Here is a 17,743-nt window from a genome sequence, read left to right on the forward strand (position 1 = left end):
TTCTGAAAATTTCTGCTGTTGTGACAGAATGGCTCGCATGACACTCGCAGATGAGTCGGAAGAACTGGATGCGCTGACGCTGGGCCGCCGCATTCGACAGGTGCGCACGGCCGCCGGGATCACCCTGGAACAGCTCGCCGCCGCCGTCGATCGAGCCCCGAGTCAGATCTCGATGATTGAGAACGGCAAGCGCGAACCGAAACTCACGCTGTTGCGAACCATTGCCAAGGCGCTGGGCGTCACGATGGAATCGCTGTGGGAGGCGGAGACGCTGGATGAGCGCGCCACGATGGAGATCGCGCTCGAGCGCGCGATGTCTGGGCAAACCTTTCAGGCGCTGGGTATCGATGCGTTTCGTATCACTAAGACGATGTCGTCTGAGGTGTTGCGCGCGATGCTTGCACTACACGGCGAAATCGATCGATTGCGCGATGAGCGGTCGGCGACACCGGAGGAGGCGCGGCGCGCCAACGTCGAGCTTCGCCACCTGATGCGCAGTCAAGACAACTACTTTGCCGACCTGGAGTCGCAGGCACGCGAATTGCTTGCCGCCGTTGGCCACCCTGGCGGCCCGCTCACCCAGCGAACCGCCGCCGACATTGCCGGCCACCTGGGCTTTACGCTGCACTACGTCGGCGACCTGCCACAGTCCACGCGCTCGATTGCCGACCTCAAAAACGGCCGGCTTTACCTCTCCCGCTCGCTGACAGCCAAGGGCGATCCGCGCACTGCGCTACTGCAGGCGCTCTCCTCGCGCATTCTGGGCCATGCCGAGCCGACAAGCTACGCCGACTTCTTGCGTCAGCGCGTCGAGACGAACTACCTCACCGGCGCCATCCTGATTCCAGAAGACCATGCCGCCGGCTTCCTGCAAGACGCGAAGTCCCGCCGCGCCATTTCTATTGAAGACCTCCGCGACACCTACTCGGTGTCGTACGAGACGGCGGCGCACCGCTTCACCAACCTCGCCACCCGTCACCTCGACATTCCGGTGCACTTTTTGAAGGTGCACGAATCCGGAACCATCACCAAGGCCTACGAAAACGACGACGTGAACTTTCCGACCGACCGTTTCGGGTCGATCGAAGGTCAAATGTGTTGCCGCAAGTGGACCAGCCGCGAGGTCTTCGAGGTTGAAGACAAGTTCAACCCCTACTACCAGTACACCGATACCGGCAACGGAACCTACTGGTGCACCGCGCGCGTGGAACAGTCCAGCGAAGGCACGCACTCTGTCAGCGTTGGCGTGCGTTTTGACGACACCAAGTGGTTCCTGGGGCGCGATACCCAACACCGCGGCCTCTCACGTCATGGCGTCGAGGTGTGCTGCCGTCGGGCGCCGGCCGAGCTGGAGAGTGAGTGGCGGCAGAACTCGTGGCCAAACGTGCGCACCCCGCGAACGTTGCTCGCAACGCTGCCGACCGGCGCTTTTCCGGGCGTCGACACCACCGACGTTTACGAGTTCCTTTCGGCGCACGCGCCTCAGTAGCGCGGGGGCCGCGGGATCTCGGGCGGCGACGGGATGAACGGTGCAAAGATCTTTCGCGTGAGGGTGTACTGCGCCCAGGTGACGCAGGCGCACCCGTACACCATTGCGACAAGAATTACGGGCACCATGATGATGGCGCCCGACCCATCCGACGACTCAAACCCGGGCGCCAGCAGAAAGACGAACCCCAGCGGTACCCCGAAAGCGACGAGGGCGCCGGTGGCGAATCCCATTGCCGAGGCCATGAGGGTGAGTACGGCTTCGCGCCACGTGATGGGTTCGCGCAGTCGGATCGACAGCCAGCGTCGTCGCTCCTCACGGGGGATCGGGATGTGGCTCGAGGGGATAGTTGGCATGCCGAGAATCGCCACGCGGCGGCGTTCGACCGCGCTCACGAAGATTCCCAACACCGGAACCAGGGGCAGCAGTATCAGCGCTAGCCATACGTTGGCGAACGGCAACCCCCAGATCATGCCGGTGGCCGCGTAGGCCACCGGGCGGAACGGCCGTGCGAAGGGTCGAAACTCAGCGGGCCATTGGGTTCGTCCCTCATCAGTCATTTTCGACACGCTACACGCGGTCGAGCCCGCCGCACGCGTCACGCTCTCGCACGCATCCCCGTCGAAACACATTCTGGTCGGCGAAACACAGCGTGGTTCATTGTGTCTCGCCGACCAGAATGTGTCTCGCGCAATCTGACGCGGGGTGCGGGGCGCGTAGGGTGCGGGGGTTAGCCGCGCAGTCGGACGCGCGCGATGGCTGATTCGGCAACGTCCACGATGTCGCCATCGTGGAGCTGACGGCCGCGACGGGTTTCTACTTCACCGTTGACGAAGACCAGCCCGTCTGCCAAAACAGCCTTGGCGTCGCCGCCGGTGTCGACCAGACTGGCGTACTTCAAGAACTGTCCGAGACGAATCATGTCGCCGTCGACGTCAACCTCGGGAATCTCAGAACTCACGATCCCAGCGTACTCGTCACGGGTGGATCAAGCGGAAGCCTAAGCAGCCTCAAAAGAGTGCGGAATCGTCTCAAAAGGTGAGAACGAAGTAATTTGATCTTGCTTAGTCAATCTTGACTATGTTACTTTCGCAGAGCCATCAATGATGAACGGCCGAGAAGGGACCACCATGGCTACTTCCTTTTCAGGAATGACTCGACGTCGAGTCGCCACCCTGACGAGCGTCTTCGCTGCCAGCTTGCTGCTGGCCGCCTGCGCCGGAACACCCGCTGACACCCCGAGTGCGGGAGCAGAATCGTCCAGCGATTTCTGTGAACGCAACAAGGCTGCCGGCACGATTACCTATATCTCCGGTTACGGATACTCCGCGAGTGCCGCACAGCTTGAGGTCTTCCTCGCCGAGGAGCTCGGCTACTTCGACGATCTCTGCCTTGACGTCGAAATCAACGCCTCCGGCGCAAACGGCCAGCAGCTCGTCGCATCAGGTCAGGCGCAGTTCACTGCGCTCGGCTCAGCCTCTGACGTCATGCTCGCCGCCGCGAACAGCAAGAACCTGACGGCCGTTGCCACCTACGGCACCACCCCGCCGTTCTCCATTTTCGGCAACGAGAAGCTGGATAGCCTCAAGGATCTTGAAGGCGGATCGCTCGGCTACTTCATCAACCTCACGCCCATCGCCTCGGCGATGCTGGATGAGGCGGGCGTTGACACCTCCAAGGTTGAGATGGTCAAGATGACCAACTACGACCCGACCGTTGTCGTGCGCGATCAGGTCAACGCGATCGTTGGCTACGCCTCCAACCAGCCGCAGGCGCTCAAGGCCGCGGGCGAACCGTTCGTTGAGTTCTTACCGAGCGAGTTCGGCGTCAAGGGCACCTATAACGTCATGGAGACGAACTCGAAGTGGCTCGCGGAGAACCGCGAAGTGGCCGCCGACTTCATGCGCGCAACCCTCAAGGCTCTCGATTTCTGCCTGACAGAAGACGACAAGTGCATCGACATGATCGCTGAGCTTGCGGAAAAGAACGGTCAGGGCGCTGCCTTCCCACGCGAGCAGTTGGCACGCACCTGGGCGGTCGAATCGGAGTGGATCCGCACCTCTGAGGGCGGAAACCCCGGTGTGCAGACAGCCGAAATGTGGGAGCCCGAGTACGCGCTCGTGAAGAAGTACGGCGACGTCAAAGACCTCCCGGCCATCGCCGACATGATGGACACCGACCTCGTGGCCGACCTCTACGACGGAGACACGCTGACATGGCCGAGCGAATGACCGCGCACTCGGGTGTTGAGGTTCGTGGCGTCAGCAAGGCTTTTGGTAAGCCCGGCTCGCGCGTCACGGTACTTCACGACATCAACCTGACCATCAACTCCGGCGAGTTCGTCTCGGTTATTGGCCCCTCTGGTTGCGGCAAATCAACGCTGCTGAAGGTCGTCGCTGGGCTCGTGGAACAAGACGAGGGCACCGTGACCGTTGGCGGCAAGTCCGTCAAGGAGGCATCGCGCGACAAGCTCATCGGCTTGGTTCCGCAGTCTCCGGCGCTGTTGCCATGGAAGTCTGTGATCGACAACGTCAAGGTTCCGCTCAAGGTCAACCGCAAGGGCAACGCGGGGCGCCAGCTTCGCGATCCGGCCGAGCTTCTGCAGTCTTTCGGGCTCGGCCAGGCGATGAACAAGTTCCCCGGTCAGCTCAGCGGTGGCATGCAGCAGCGTGCGGCGATCGCCCGTGGCTTCGTGTTCGACCCGACCATCATGCTGATGGACGAGCCGTTCTCGGCCCTCGATGAGATCAATCGTGACCAGCAGCGCATCGCGCTCTTGGACTTCTGGCAGTCCAACCAAAAGTCCGTGATGTTTGTCACCCACTCGGTGCCAGAGGCCATCGTGCTCTCTGATCGAATCGTGGTGATGGCCGCCCACCCCGGCCGCATCGCCGAGATTATCGACGTGAACCTGCCCCGACCGCGCACGGCTGAGTCGTACGCCACCGAAGAGTTCCGTGAACTCGAGGGCATCGTTCGTCGTTCGCTGCACACGCAGATGGAGAAGGCATATGCCTGAAATTGGAACCGCAACAGCAACCATGGCGGCACAGGAGCGCGCGACACAGCCACGGACAATTCCGTCGTGGCTGAAATGGGCCAACTGGGTTCCCACCCTCATCACCTTCGTCATCGCCGGTGTGCTGTGGCAGGTCGTGGCGTGGACCAATCCGTATGTGATCCCCACGCTCGATGCGATCGTCGAAACCCTGGTGGAAGACGCCGGCATGTACTGGCAGAACTTCCTGGTGACGCTTCTCGAAGTCGTGGTTGGCGCGAGCGGCGGCATCATTGCAGGCTTCTTGGTGGCAGTCATCATGGCCGAGTTTCAGATCATTGAGCGTGCCGTCATGCCGCTGGTCATCATCATCATGGTGACCCCGATTGTGGCGATCGCCCCGGCCCTGGTTGTGGCGTTCGGTTTCGGCATGATCCCGAAGTTCATCGTCACCGGTCTCGTGGTGTTCTTCCCCATGCTGGTGAACTCCCTGGCAGGTCTGCGCGATGTTGACCCGCGTGCTCTTGACGTCTTCCAGACGCTGCACGCGAGCCGCTGGGAGATCTTCCGCGACCTGCGTCTGCCCGGCTGCATGCCGTTCGTGTTCGCGGGCCTTCGCATCGCACTCCCGCTCGCCGTTGTTGGTGCGGCCGTCGCAGAATTTGTGGCAGCCGGTCAGCAGGCCGGTCTCGGCTCGCTCGTGACCACATCGGCCGCCCAAGCAAACCTGCCCGTCACGTGGGGCGCAATCACCCTGCTGTGTGTCATGGGTGTCGCGCTGATCGCCATCCTCGCCCTGGTACGCAAGCGCGTGCTGTGGTGGGCTGACGGCGACATCGTCGCCAAGGGCTAATAAATCCAGCGGGCCGTCAACCGACGGCCGCCTGAAGGTAAGGAAATATCCATGGTCAAGCAGCTTCGACTCGGACTGTTTGAGAACGCGCAGGCGAACGACTCGGGAACGTCCACGTGGCGCCACCCCGACAACCAGCGCTACCTCTTTGATCGTCTTGACTACTGGGGTCAGACGGCCAAGCTGGCCGAAGATGCCGGATTCGACTTCCTCTTCCTCGCTGACGCGTGGGGTTGGGCTGAGGTCAATGGCACCCGCCCCGATATCGCCACCACTGAGGGGCTCGACCTGCCGCGGCTTGACCCGGCGATCGTGCTCGCAGCGCTGATTCCGCAGACGACGCGGCTGGGGCTGGTGGCAACCGGATCGGTGCTCCTGGAGCCGCCGTATTCGTTCGCACGTCGCATGGCTACGCTCGACATCTTGTCGGGTGGGCGCATCGGCTGGAACATTGTGACCACCGGAACCGCAGACACCGCCGTGCAGGCATTCGGCGTTGACATGGTTGGTCACGACGAGCGCTATGTCATGGCCGATGAGTTCATGCAGGTCGTCTACAAGCTGTGGGAAGAAGCCTGGGAGCGCGACGCGCTGGTGCGTGACAAGAACGGCGTCTTCGCCGACGCCGACAAGGTGCACCGCATCGCGCACGAGGGCAAGTACTTCCGCTCACACGGCTACGGCAACACGCAGCGCTCGCCGCAGGGCACGCCCGTGCTGTTCCAGGCGGGCGCATCGCCTGCGGGTCGGGAGTTTGGCGGCAAGCATGGCGAAGCGATCTTTGTTGGTTCCGGAACCGCGGAGCAGTTGCTGGGGCACTCATCGGCTATTCGCGCGGAGGCCGTCAAGAATGGGCGTCGTGCCGATGAGGTCAAGGTGATGTCGGCGATGGCCGCCATCGTCGGCTCGACCGAGGAGGAGGCGAAGGCCAAGTACGCGTCCGTTGCCGATGCACAGGATCCCGCGCTCACGGTGGCGTCATATGCCTGGTTCACCGGTCTTGACCTGTCGAGCTTTGACCGTGACACTCCCATGAAGGAGTTGCACACCGAGCTGTCGCAGACGCAGGTGGCGCGCTTTGCCGACAAGACCGTTGGCAACGTGCTGGATGACTGGCACGCACACGGTGTTGGCGCGCGCCCGATCGTTGGCACGCCGGAGCAGGTGGCCGACAAGATGATCGAGCTCGCCGATGGCGGCGATCTGGACGGCTTCTTGTTTGCGCCGACGATTCCGCCGGCGTCGACGAAGGACTTCGTGGAGCACGTGCTGCCGATTCTTCGCGAGCGCGGTGTCGTGGCGCCGGTGAGTGAGGAGACGTCGACCCTGCGTGAGCGCCTGCTGGGCACCGATAGCCCAGATTTGGCAGAGTCGCACCCCGGCTCGGCGTACCGCCGCTAGAACCGAAAAGCGACCTCGGGCGATTGAATCGCCCGAGGTCGCTTTGTCATTTTTGCGCTTCGGTTACTCGCCAGCGAAGTGGTATTCGCCGTGCTTGAGGCGTTCCAGTAGCGAGAGAATCCACTGCTTCTCGGCGAGCAGTCGTGCCGTCGACAGATCGAAGATCTCGCGCACGTACTTGGGTGTTGTGGGGGAGACCAGGGTGTCTTGCACCTGGAAACCATTGGTGAGCACCAGGGCGTCAATCTTGGTGAGTCGGTTTTCCAGGCCCGCGATGACCTCTTGGCGCGAGAGTACGAACATGAACGAGGCAATGGTCATGATGGCCTGGGTGTCGAACGGGGCAACATTCCACAGGTTTTCCCGCAGCATGCGCTGCAGCTCGACCTCGCCTGCCGAGGAGATTTGGTAGGTGGTGCGGGCCGGGCGCTTGCCCTCGGCCTCGGTGCTGCGCTCTTCGATGTAGCCGTCGACTTCGAGCGCCCGCAGTGCGTTGTAGATAGACCCGGGCTGAATGTGCGCCCATTCGTCAATGTGCCACGTCATGAGCTCCCGGCGCAGGAAGTATCCGTGAACGGGCTGGAACTGCTTAACGGCACCAAGCACAATGAGTCGCGTCGTTGACATGCGTCCATCGTATAGGCGTGATTTGGCCAATTGAAGGTTGTCATACCGGAAATAACTTAATAGACTTCAAACTAGTCAATGTTGACTATATGAACGGGAGGGACCATGTCCACTGCTACTTCTGAAAACGCGTCTCGCAGCCACGACCTTCGCAGGGCCTTCTCGGTGTACCCGACAGGCGTCATGGCGCTCGCGGGTGTTGTTGATGGCCGACCGGTCGGCATGGCCGTCAACTCGTTTACCTCGATCTCACTCGATCCGGCGCTGGTAGCCGTCAGCGCGGCAAAGACGTCGCGCACCTGGCCCGTGCTCTCGGCCCTGCCAGAGCTGGGTATGAGCGTGCTCGCAAACACGCAGGAGCCGCTGAGCCGCCTGCTGTCATCTCGTGACGCCGAAGACCGCTTTGCGCACCACGTGTGGAACACCTCGGCTGGCGGCGCCGTGCTGCTTGAGGGTGCCGCGCTGTGGCTGACCTGCCGCCCGTACAACACGGTCGACGCGGGAGACCACGTCATTGGCCTGTACGAAATTCTGGACGTCACGGTCTTTGAAGATGTCGAACCGCTGCTGTTTCACCAGAGCCGTTACCGTGCCATCCAGACCGATGACACTCGCGATTGACGCGACGGTGCAGGTATGCGGCGTTGTCGTGCCGGGCGACGGTCGCGGTCGCGTGCTCGGTTTTCCGACGGCCAATCTGCAACTAGCGCAGCACGAGGTTCCGGCCGACGGCGTCTACGTCGCGATCGCCACCATCGAGGGCATGCATGACGAGTTTGATGCCACGGTATCGGTAGGAACCAATCCCACCTTTGGTGGGGAGCGCGCGCCCCGCGTTGAGGTGTACCTCCACGATGTGACGATTGACCTCTACGGCCACACCATGACCGTGCAGATTCTGGATCTGCTGCGCACGACCGTCGCCTTCGCTCACGTCGACGAGCTGATCGCGCAGACTGAGCGCGACGTGCAGGCGTCACGCGGTGTGCATGCCGCCCGGCGGGCGCGCTAGCCTGGCTGGAACGAAGGAGATGTGATGTCGCGTGACGTTGTTGTCGTAGGCAGTGCCAACCTCGATCTCGTGGTGGGCGTGGCACGCCCGCCGCAGGTAGGCGAAACCCTTCTCGGCGATGCGCTCGGACGCCACGCCGGGGGCAAGGGGCTCAACCAGGCGATCGCGGCAGCTCGCGCCGGGGCGCCCACGCGCTTCGCCGCCATGGTGGGCGACGACGATGCGGGCGCGTATCTGCAGCAGACATTGGAGTCGGCTGGGGTGAGCGGAACCATGCTGATCACGAAAGAGGCGCCCACCGGAGTCGCGCACATCTTTTCGTACCCGGACGGTGACAACTCCATCGTGGTCGCCGCCGGCGCCAACTCGCACCTCACGCCCGAGCACGTCGAGGCTGCCGTCGCCGGCGCCGCGGTGGTGCTGGCGCAACTGGAGGTTCCGCTGGAGACGGTGGCGGCTGCATTGGCCGCCGCCAACGAAGCCGGTGCCTTCTCGATCGTGAATGCCGCACCCGCGAATCCCGACGCTCTCACCGTGCTGTCGCTGGCCGATGCGGTGGTCGTCAACGAAACCGAGTGCGCCGAGTTTGGCGGTGTCGAGGCGCTTCAGAGTCTGGGCGTTGAGATGGTTGTCGTCACCCGCGGTGGCGACGGCGTCGATGGCTACTTCATCGGCAACGAGCCCATTCACATTGACGCTTTTGCCATCACACCCGTTGACACCACGGGTGCTGGCGACGCGTTCTGCGGTGCGTTCGCTGCCGCGATCGCCATCGGCGCCGACTTTCCCGCGGCGCTGCGCCGTGGTTCCGCCGCCGGTGCGATTCTCGCGCAGTACCCCGGCGCGAACACCCGAGAGCTCACCCCTGCGGCGATCGACGCGCTCGCAGGCTAGGCCGAATCGCGCCCCGCATCATGTGATGCGGGAAGCGGTGCGACGACGGCGGGGGCCGGAAGCACGCGGGTTTCTGCGATGACGGTGGTCTCCGCGCGCATGCGTGCGGCTTCGGCCTCGGCCAGGCGACCCTTGAGGTCGGCGGTCACCTGCATCTTGTCGATCCACGCGAGGGCGAGTGCCGAGAAGATGAAGGCCATGTGAATGATGACCTGCCAGAACGCGCCCTCTTCGGTGACGCCCTGACCGTGGGTTCCGCCTTCGTTGATGCCGGGGGCGGTGCCGTTTTTCATGTTGGTGACCTCGATGAAGGTCTTCAGCAGGTGAATTGACGAAATGCCGATGATCGCCATGGCGAGCTTGACCTTGAGCACGTTGGCGTTGACGTGGCTGAGCCATTCGGGCTGGTCGGGGTGCTCGTCGAGGTTGATCTTGGAGACGAACGTCTCATACCCGCCGACGATCACCATGATGAGCAGGTTCGCGATCATCGCGACGTCGATCAGGCCGAGAACGCCCAGCATGATCGTGGCTTCTTCTGGGTGGTGACCGCTTGCGATCTTGCCGATCACATCGTCACCAACAAGACCGATCAGGTCAAAGACGAAGACGACAACATAGACGAGCTGGGCGACGATGAGGCCAAGGTAGATGGGCGCCTGCAGCCAGCGGCTGGCAAAGATAAACCCACCAAGGGCGCGAGCGCTGGGCCGCGTGTTGTAGATGAGCTCACCGGATGCCGATCGCTTTGCCATAGTTTCCCCTTTTATCCCCGGGTTCAAAAGTCGGTGATCAGAATATCCCGAACTGTGCTTGCGTCATCGACATGGGAGCCCGCGCGCGTGCTTTTTGCCCGCGCGGGTCGCTTTGGCCCACCTCGGTGGTTTTTCGCGTGTGCGCGTTTGCTCGCGCGGTGCGCTTTGCTTCCCGTCAGAGGTTTCGCGGGGGCGCCTTGTCTCACGTCGGAGATCGTGCGCAGTGTACCCCGACACGCGGTGGAGTTGTCACTTTGATCACACCGCTTCCGACGCGCGGCGAGACGGCGAGGCAGGTGAGGCGGGCGAGGTAGGTGAAGCAGGTGAGACGGGGGAGGCGGCGAGACGGTGCGGCTGGGAGGTGGGTGATGCTCGAGGCGGCGAGACGGGCGAGGCGGCGAGGCAGGTGAGACGGGTGAGACGGGTGAGGCGGGGGAGGCGGCGAGGCTCGCGGCAGCGCGGGTCGGACTCGCTCGCCAGGAGTCGTTCGCGTGAGCCCCGTACTGCTGACCCCTTGGCTCGCAGCCCAGTCTCGTGGTTCCGCTTGCCCTTCGTCGGAACCTCTGTGACTGGTGAGGCGGATTCCCGGCGTGTCTCGAAACATTCAGCAACGTCTCCGACCTGAAACAACCCAAAGGGCGGAACCACGGTGCGGCTGGGGCGGAACCGGCTGGCCTCGGAGGATGGGTGTGGGGTGGTGCAGGTGGGTCAGAGCTCGAACCGCGTGGTCTCGGCGGGTGGGTGAGTGTGGGCCGTGAAGGTGGCTCCGAGATCGGAACCGTATGGGCGCAACTGGTGGGGTGGGGGGCCGATGCGTGGCTCAGCGCGCGGAAGCGCGCGGCCCTAGCGGCGGGTGGGGGGAGTGTGGGCCATGAAGGCGGCCCAGAGCTCAGCACGCGCGGCGAATGTTTCAAGGCTCAGGCCCAGGGCTCGTTCGGCGGCCTTCATGCGGGCGCGGACGGTGTGGCGGTGCACGCCGAGTGCTGTTGCGGTGGCCTCGGCGGAACCATTGCATTCGAGATAGGTGCGAACGGTGCGCATCAGCTCGCTTGCACCATTCTCGTCGGCGGCAATGAGGGGCGCCAGCACGCCGTTGGCGACCACGCGCGATTCGGCACCCAGGGTGCTCAACACCCCGGAAGCCTGGGTGTCGGCGAAGTTGTTGATGCCCGGCGTTCCGCGGTCTCGCGCGAGTCGGGCCTGCGCCAACGCGTCGGCAAAGCCGTCGTAGTCGCTCGGGTCGGAGAGCCCCACCGTCAGGTCAAAGCGGGCCGCAAGTTCGCGCACCAGGGTGGGGTCATCGGCGGGTACGATCACCACCAGATCGCCCTCGTGCCTGCCAAAAAACACCGAGCCGCGTGCTTCGGCGCCGCGAAGTTCTAGCCATTCGGTCACCGCGTCGAGTCGCGACGGCACTTTCGCAGCCGCGACGATGACGGGCGCCGGCGGCAGCGCGTCACCGGAGGAGCGAACGACGCGCCGCACAAAAGCGGTGTGACTGGCGTGCAGCGCGTCGATGAGTCCGCCGCGGAGAGCCGCGCGCGATCGCCCGAGTGACTGATGCTGTTCGAGGGCAAGCCCGGCCATCGCGATCACAGAGGTAACGACGCCGCGGCCCTCCTGGTCAAGCTCCGCGGAGGCGATCGCAATCACGCCACGCAAATGGCCACCGCGCCCGAGCGTTTGCAGCGTGAACGGTTGATCATCAATGGCCAGAGCGGAACCAGCGCGCGCGCCCCGGCGCAGAACGGCGGCAACCTCGTCGTCAACGGCCGCGCGGGTTTGTGCCGAAAGCGCGCCCATCGGCGACTCGCGCGTCATGGTTCCGGCGGCATCAAACAGTGCCACCCAGGCACCAAGTTGACGCGCGAGTTCTGCCACGGTGGCTCCCAGGCCGTCGGGGCGCAGCGCCGCAAGAGAGATCGCGCGCTGGGCATCCAGCGCCCACGAACGGCGGGCGTAGGCCTGCGCGGCGACCGCCTCGGCGTTCGCGCGGGCGATCGCGATGAAGGGGGTGCGGTAGGGCACCTCAAACAGCGGCAACCCGGCCTGCGCGCACGCCTCAGCGAGGGCAGGTGGCACGCCGTTGCGCACCACCTCGGTGCCGAAGCCGAGCCCGGCAACACCTCGCGAAGCAAGCCGCTGTACGTACTGCTGAGCCTCGTGCATGGTTCCGGTCGCGAACTGCGTGCCCGTCGTCAGCAAGAGGAGGTCGTCGGCCAGAAACGGCGTCGGGTCAGCCAGATCGGTGGTGTGCACCCACCGCAGTGTGCGGTCCAATGCGCCATCCGGAACATCGCCTGCCGACCCGACGAGCCGCAGCCCGAGGGCGGGGCGATCAAGCAGTGCCCGCAGGGTCGGGGTGAGCTCGGAGGGCGACGACGGCATTGTTGTCCGTTCTGTATATATGCGTTGCCAACACTATACAGCCGGGATAGTGCGTTGCGCGGGGGATCGGCCTACAGTCGCGGTATGAGCACCATCGATGCAACCGTCCAGACCCCACTCGGCGGACCGACCCTCCCACAGGAGCGCCGCGTCGTCACCGCGATCCCCGGCCCCCGTTCGCAAGAACTGCTGAACCGCAAGGCTGCTGCCGTGCCCACCGGCGTCGGCCACACCGTTCCGATCGCCGCGGTTGCCGCAGGCGGCGGAGTCGTCGTCGATGCCGACGGCAACTCCTTCATTGACCTCGGTGCCGGTATCGCCGTCACCACCGTCGGAAACGCGCACCCCAAGGTGGTCGCAGCCGTGCAGGCACAGGTCGCGCAGTTCACCCACACCTGCTTCATGATCGCGCCCTACGAGGGCTACGTTGCCGTCGCCGAGAAGCTGAACGAGCTGACCCCCGGCGACCACGAGAAGCGCACCGCGCTGTTCAACTCGGGAGCCGAAGCAGTGGAGAACGCGATCAAGATCGCGCGTAAGTTCACCGGTCGTCAGGCCGTCGTCGCTTTCGACCACGGTTACCACGGCCGCACCAACCTCACAATGGCGCTGACTGCCAAGGCGATGCCGTACAAGAGCGGCTTCGGCCCGTTTGCCCCCGAGGTCTACCGCGCACCCGCCTCGTACCCGTTCCGCGATGGCCTGACGGGCCCTGCGGCTGCGGCCAAGACCATCTCCATGATCGAGAAGCAGATCGGCGCCGAAAACACCGCTGCCGTCATCATCGAGCCCATTCAGGGTGAGGGTGGCTTCATCGTTCCGGCCGAGGGATACCTCGAAACTGTCGTCGCCTGGTGCCGTGAGAACGGTATCGTCTTCATCGCCGATGAGGTACAGACCGGTTTTGCACGCACCGGTGCGTGGTTCGCCTCGGAAATCTTCGGCATTGTTCCCGACCTCGTGACGACCGCGAAGGGCATCGCCGGCGGTCTGCCGCTGGCCGGTGTCACCGGCCGCGCAGACATCATGAACGCTTCGCACGGCGGTGGCCTCGGTGGCACCTACGGCGGCAACCCGATCGCGTGTGCGGCAGCGCTTGCCACCATCGAGGCGTACGAAGAAGAAGACATGGCGGCACGCGCTCGTGAGATCGGCGAGATCATCACCAGCCGGTTCGCCGCACTCGCCGCCAGCGACGCTCGTATCGGCGACATTCGTGGCCACGGCGCCATGATCGGCATTGAGTTCGTTGACGAGAACGGCGCACCCAACGCCGCGCTCACCGGCGCCATCGCGAAGCAGGCGATGAGCGAAGGCGTCATCGTGCTGACCTGCGGAACCTACGGAAACGTCATTCGCTTCCTTCCGCCGCTGTCGATCGACAACGCCCTGCTTAACGACGGCCTCGACGTCGTCGCCGCGGCCCTGGCCGCAAACTAAAGCCCCCGAGGATCCGTCAACTCGTGGGGAGGGGGCGGATCCTCGGTAAATCGTGACCGGTGGCGCAGGTCTCCGGAGTCTGCAAAGGAGCATGTAATGACTGAAATCACTCGAGACGTCGTCATCATCGGAGCGGGGCCCGCGGGCACCACGGCGGCAAACCAGCTGAAGAAGGCCGGCCTTTCGGTTGCCGTGCTGGAGGCGCGCGATCGCGTTGGCGGTCGCACCTGGACCGACATCATCGACGGCGCCATGCTGGAGATCGGCGGCCAGTGGGTTTCGCCCGACCAGGATGCCCTCATCGAAACGATTGAGGAGCTGGGGCTGGAGACCTACTCGCGCTACCGCGAGGGCGAATCGATCTACATCGGTGCCGACGGCGAAGCACACCGTTACACCGGCGACATCTTTCCGGTGGCGGAGCAGACCAAGGCCGCAATGCTGGCACTGATCGAGCAGCTTGACGTGCTGGTGGCTGAGGTTGACCCCGACGAGCCGTGGGCACACCCCCGCGCCGAAGAATACGACGAGATCACCTTCGCCGACTGGCTCGCCCAGCAGACCGACGACGTCGAGGCGCAAGACAACATCGCGCTGTTCATTGCTGGCGCCATGCTCACCAAGCCCGCGAAGGCCTTCTCCTTGCTTCAGGCGCTGCTGATGGCGGCAAGTGCCGGCAGCTTCTCCAACCTCGTTGACGAAGACTTCATTCTCGACAAGCGCGTCGTTGGCGGTCTGCAGCAGGTGTCGATTCACCTGGCTGAGCGTCTCGGTGACGACGTGTTCTTGAACGCACCGGTTCGCACCCTTGAGTGGGGCGACGACGGTGTTGTCGCGCACGCTGACGGCGACATTACGGTGCGTGCTCGCTATGCGATTCTTGCTCACGCCCCCGTGCTCTACGAGCGCATCTCGTTTGTTCCGCCGCTGCCGCGCCGCCAGCACCAGATGCACCAGCACCTCTCGATGGGCTTCGTCATCAAGGTTCACGCCGTGTACGACCGACCGTTCTGGCGTGAGCAGGGCCTGTCTGGCACCGCGTTTGGCCCGTACGAGCTCTCGCACGAGGCCTACGACAACACCAACTTTGAGGACGAGCGCGGAACCCTCGTCGGCTTTGTGAGTGACAAGAACGCCGATGGGGTGTTTGAGTTGACGGCTGAGGAGCGCAAGGCGCGCATTCTTGAGTCGCTTTCGCACTACTACGGTGACGAGGCGAAGAACCCCGTCGTCTACTACGAATCGGACTGGGGTAGCGAAGAGTGGACGCGCGGCGCCTACGCCGCCAGCTTCGACTTCGGCGGCCTGCACCGTTACGGCAAGGACGTTCGCACCGCGGTGGGCCCGATTCACTTCGCGTGCTCGGACATCGCCGGCGCCGGCTACCAGCACGTCGATGGCGCTATTCGCATGGGTCGCCTGGTCGCTGACCAGCTCATCGAACTGGCACGGGCATGACCCGCCCGCTGGTCGTCGGTTACACCGCGACTCCGGCGGGTGCCGACGCGATTGCCGTCGCATCTCGCCTTGCGGCAGCACTGGGTGCGCCGCTGGAACTCATCATGGTGACGCCCCTCACAGCACGCGGCGGCGTGGTTCCGCCGCTCGACGGCTACACCGACCACTTGCGCGAGCAGTCGCGACAGTGGCTGCGTGAGGCCACGGCACTGGTTCCGAAGGGCATCTCGACCGCGGCGCACGTGCGCGGGGCTGAGTCATTTGCCGAGGGCCTGGTGAACGCCGCCGCCGAGTTTGGTGCGAGCCACATCGTTATCGGCGCGGCAAATTCCGGATCCTTCGGGCGGCACCGTCTGGGGTCGGTCGCCAACGACCTACTGCACGCGAGTGACGTCGCCGTGGTGCTGGCACCCGCCGGCTACGCGGGAGTCACCACCCCCATCACGCGCTTTACCGCGGCGGTGGGGGAGCGCGCAGGGTCAGATGCCCTCCTCGAAGAGGCCGTGAGCCTGGCGACGGCGACCGGTGCGGAGCTCCGTCTGGTGTCGCTGGTTGCCATCGACATGCCGGCAAACCTGGACACGCAGGCGCTGCAACTGGCGGGGGCAACCCACGCAAACGAACTGCTGACGCAGGCCACGGCCACGCTGCCAGCAGAGGTGAAGGCCGAGGCCATCATCGCCAGCGGAACCAGCATCGAAGACGCGGTTGCTCGCCTCGATTGGAGTGATGGCGAGTTTGTCATCGTGGGTTCCAGTCGTCTCGCTCAGCCTCGCCGGCTGTTTCTGGGTTCCACCGCGAGCAAAATGCTGCGCGTGCTGCCCGTTCCCATGATTGTGGTTCCTCGAACCCGTAACGAAGGCAACTGACATGACTGACATCCACAAAGAGGTGGATCCGGTAACAACCGGGATCTCTCAAAAGGGTCTGAGCACCGGAACCGTCGGATTGATTGGTGCCGTCGTCATCGGCATCTCGTGCATTGCGCCGGCCTACACCTTTACCGCAGGCGTCGGCGGCGCGGCGGATGCGGTTGGTACGCAGATTCCCGCGATTCTGCTGGTCGGCTTCATCCCGATGCTGCTCGTGGCCTTCGGCTACCGTGAGCTGAACCGCGTGATGCCAGACTCCGGAACCTCGTTTACGTGGGCGGCGCGCGCGTTCGGTCCGTGGGTGGGTTGGATGGCGGGATGGGGCCTCATTGCGGCCACCATTCTGGTGTTGTCTAACCTCGCCGGAATCGCGGTGGACTTTCTGTTCTTGCTGATCGCGCAGATCACCAATAACCCCGAGATCGCCGATATCACGCTGAACCCCTTCATCAACGTGGCTGTGTGCCTACTGTTTGTGGCGGCGGCCGCGTGGATCTCGTACCGCGATATGCAGACCTCGCAGAAGCTGCAGTACTGGCTGGTGGGCTTCCAGCTGCTCGTGCTGATTGCATTTGCCATCGTTGCCATCGTGCGCGCCTCACAGGGTGACGCTTATGACCCGACGCCGTTCTCCTGGGGCTGGTTCAACCCGTTCGCGGTACCCGATCTGATGATGGTCGTTGCGGGACTCTCGGTCTCGATCTTCATGTTCTGGGGGTGGGACGTCACCCTCACCATGAACGAGGAGACGAAAGACCCGGAGCGCACCCCCGGCCGTGCCGCGGCGCTGACGATCGTGTCGATCATCATCGTTTACCTGCTGCTCACCATCGGTATGACGATGTTTGCCGGCATGGGAACGGATGGTCTCGGCCTTCGTAACCCCGACATCAGCGGCAACGTGTTCTTCTATCTCTCCGGTGAGATCTTCGGGCCGCTGGCGTTCTTGGTGTCGCTCGCGGTGTTGACCTCATCGGCATCCTCGCTGCAGTCCACGATGGTGGGGCCCGCACGTACGCTGTTGGCGATGGGGCACTACGGCGCTCTTCCCAAGAAGTACGCGAGCGTCTCGCCGCGGTTCTTCACCCCGGGCTACGCCACGATTGCTTCGGCCGTTGCCGCCGGTGGTTTCTACGCGGTGATGCGCTTCGTCAGCGAAGACGCGCTGTGGGACACCATTGCGGCGCTGGGCATCATGATCTGCTTCTACTACGGAGTGACTGCCTTCGCGTGCGTCTGGTACTTCCGTCACCAGTGGTTCGACTCGGTGCGCAACACCTTCTTCACCTTCCTGTTCCCGCTCATCGGTGGCGTCATGTTGCTCGGCCTGTTCGTGCTCTCCATGGGAGAAGCATGGCGCGGCGAGCTGGGTAGCGATGCCACCCTGTTCGGCATGAGCCTGGTGTTTGTGCTGGGAATGGGCGTCATTCTGCTGGGCGTCGTCATCATGATCATCCAGTACTTCCGCGCCCCGGACTTCTTCCGCGGCAAGACTTTGGGTGTGTACGCACCGCCCAGCGAACGCGTGCGTTCGACCCGCTAACCCCCGATCCGAA

Annotated in this window: 17 protein-coding genes; 12 read left to right on the plus strand and 5 right to left on the minus strand. The window is 63.9% G+C overall.

The window, feature by feature from the left end:
• Positions 1–28: 28 nt before the first annotated feature.
• The gene (locus FVP60_RS11890) at positions 29–1,489 is read left to right on the plus strand and encodes a helix-turn-helix domain-containing protein (protein ID WP_425463456.1); all 1,461 of its coding nucleotides are present in this window, start codon (positions 29–31) and stop codon (positions 1,487–1,489) included.
• On the opposite strand, the gene FVP60_RS11895 is transcribed toward FVP60_RS11890, so the two are convergent.
• Together FVP60_RS11895 and FVP60_RS11900 are read right to left on the minus strand one after the other, a co-directional pair.
• Positions 1,483–2,049, minus strand: coding sequence for a sensor domain-containing protein (locus FVP60_RS11895; protein ID WP_187240668.1), 567 nt, complete (start codon positions 2,047–2,049; stop codon positions 1,483–1,485). The genes FVP60_RS11890 and FVP60_RS11895 overlap by 7 nt on opposite strands.
• A 170-nt stretch (positions 2,050–2,219) precedes the next feature.
• Positions 2,220–2,450 (minus strand): RNA-binding S4 domain-containing protein, encoded by a 231-nt coding sequence (locus tag FVP60_RS11900; RefSeq protein ID WP_342779483.1) that lies wholly within the window; start codon positions 2,448–2,450, stop codon positions 2,220–2,222.
• A 169-nt stretch (positions 2,451–2,619) separates the two neighbouring features.
• Between FVP60_RS11900 and FVP60_RS11905 the strand changes: the two genes are divergently transcribed.
• Genes FVP60_RS11905 through FVP60_RS11920 form a run of 4 tightly spaced genes read left to right on the plus strand, consistent with a single transcriptional unit; the run spans position 2,620 to position 6,741 of the window.
• Positions 2,620–3,720, plus strand: a complete 1,101-nt coding sequence (locus FVP60_RS11905) for an ABC transporter substrate-binding protein (RefSeq protein WP_246132597.1) — start codon at positions 2,620–2,622, stop codon at positions 3,718–3,720.
• On the plus strand, positions 3,705–4,508 hold the full coding sequence (locus FVP60_RS11910; RefSeq protein WP_246132598.1) for an ABC transporter ATP-binding protein: 804 nt from the start codon (positions 3,705–3,707) through the stop codon (positions 4,506–4,508). Before FVP60_RS11905 ends, FVP60_RS11910 begins: the two co-directional genes overlap by 16 nt.
• Positions 4,501–5,340 carry an ABC transporter permease gene (locus tag FVP60_RS11915; protein ID WP_147826518.1) on the plus strand — a complete coding sequence of 280 codons (840 nt, stop codon included), beginning with the start codon at positions 4,501–4,503 and terminating at the stop codon, positions 5,338–5,340. Before FVP60_RS11910 ends, FVP60_RS11915 begins: the two co-directional genes overlap by 8 nt.
• A gap of 51 nt (positions 5,341–5,391) precedes the next feature.
• Positions 5,392–6,741: an NtaA/DmoA family FMN-dependent monooxygenase gene (locus FVP60_RS11920; protein ID WP_147826519.1), complete on the plus strand. Its 1,350-nt coding sequence runs from the start codon at positions 5,392–5,394 to the stop codon at positions 6,739–6,741.
• A 63-nt stretch (positions 6,742–6,804) separates the two neighbouring features.
• On the opposite strand, the gene FVP60_RS11925 is transcribed toward FVP60_RS11920, so the two are convergent.
• The gene (locus FVP60_RS11925) at positions 6,805–7,368 is read right to left on the minus strand and encodes a PadR family transcriptional regulator (RefSeq protein WP_147826520.1); all 564 of its coding nucleotides are present in this window, start codon (positions 7,366–7,368) and stop codon (positions 6,805–6,807) included.
• Positions 7,369–7,473: 105 nt separating this feature from the next.
• Here FVP60_RS11925 and FVP60_RS11930 point away from each other — a divergent pair, with 105 nt between their 5' ends.
• From FVP60_RS11930 to FVP60_RS11940, 3 genes are read left to right on the plus strand one after another with little or no spacing between them, the layout of a single operon-like run.
• Complete coding sequence (locus FVP60_RS11930; protein ID WP_147826521.1) at positions 7,474–7,989, plus strand: flavin reductase family protein; 516 nt, start codon at positions 7,474–7,476, stop codon at positions 7,987–7,989.
• Positions 7,973–8,380 (plus strand): riboflavin kinase, encoded by a 408-nt coding sequence (locus tag FVP60_RS11935; protein ID WP_147826522.1) that lies wholly within the window; start codon positions 7,973–7,975, stop codon positions 8,378–8,380. Before FVP60_RS11930 ends, FVP60_RS11935 begins: the two co-directional genes overlap by 17 nt.
• Positions 8,381–8,404: 24 nt before the next feature.
• Positions 8,405–9,274, plus strand: coding sequence for a PfkB family carbohydrate kinase (locus tag FVP60_RS11940; RefSeq protein ID WP_147826523.1), 870 nt, complete (start codon positions 8,405–8,407; stop codon positions 9,272–9,274).
• On the opposite strand, the gene FVP60_RS11945 is transcribed toward FVP60_RS11940, so the two are convergent.
• Positions 9,271–10,029 (minus strand): TIGR00645 family protein, encoded by a 759-nt coding sequence (locus tag FVP60_RS11945; protein WP_147826524.1) that lies wholly within the window; start codon positions 10,027–10,029, stop codon positions 9,271–9,273. The two genes, FVP60_RS11940 and FVP60_RS11945, sit on opposite strands and share 4 nt — an antisense overlap.
• An 843-nt stretch (positions 10,030–10,872) precedes the next feature.
• On the minus strand, positions 10,873–12,417 hold the full coding sequence (locus FVP60_RS11950; RefSeq protein ID WP_147826525.1) for a PucR family transcriptional regulator: 1,545 nt from the start codon (positions 12,415–12,417) through the stop codon (positions 10,873–10,875).
• 84 nt (positions 12,418–12,501) lie between these two features.
• Between FVP60_RS11950 and gabT the strand changes: the two genes are divergently transcribed.
• The 4 genes from gabT (at position 12,502) to FVP60_RS11970 (ending at position 17,730) form a co-directional block, all read left to right on the plus strand.
• The gene (gabT, locus tag FVP60_RS11955; RefSeq protein ID WP_147826526.1) at positions 12,502–13,857 is read left to right on the plus strand and encodes a 4-aminobutyrate--2-oxoglutarate transaminase; all 1,356 of its coding nucleotides are present in this window, start codon (positions 12,502–12,504) and stop codon (positions 13,855–13,857) included.
• A gap of 96 nt (positions 13,858–13,953) precedes the next feature.
• Positions 13,954–15,315 (plus strand): flavin monoamine oxidase family protein, encoded by a 1,362-nt coding sequence (locus FVP60_RS11960; RefSeq protein WP_147826527.1) that lies wholly within the window; start codon positions 13,954–13,956, stop codon positions 15,313–15,315.
• Positions 15,312–16,184 carry a universal stress protein gene (locus FVP60_RS11965; protein WP_147826528.1) on the plus strand — a complete coding sequence of 291 codons (873 nt, stop codon included), beginning with the start codon at positions 15,312–15,314 and terminating at the stop codon, positions 16,182–16,184. The genes FVP60_RS11960 and FVP60_RS11965 overlap by 4 nt, the downstream gene beginning before the upstream one ends.
• Before the next feature lies 1 nt (position 16,185).
• Positions 16,186–17,730, plus strand: a complete 1,545-nt coding sequence (locus FVP60_RS11970; RefSeq protein WP_147826529.1) for an APC family permease — start codon at positions 16,186–16,188, stop codon at positions 17,728–17,730.
• Positions 17,731–17,743: the final 13 nt, after the last annotated feature.

The organism is Microbacterium mitrae (genome assembly GCF_008017445.1).
In the GTDB taxonomy this organism is placed as follows: Bacteria; Actinomycetota; Actinomycetes; order Actinomycetales; family Microbacteriaceae; genus Microbacterium; species Microbacterium mitrae.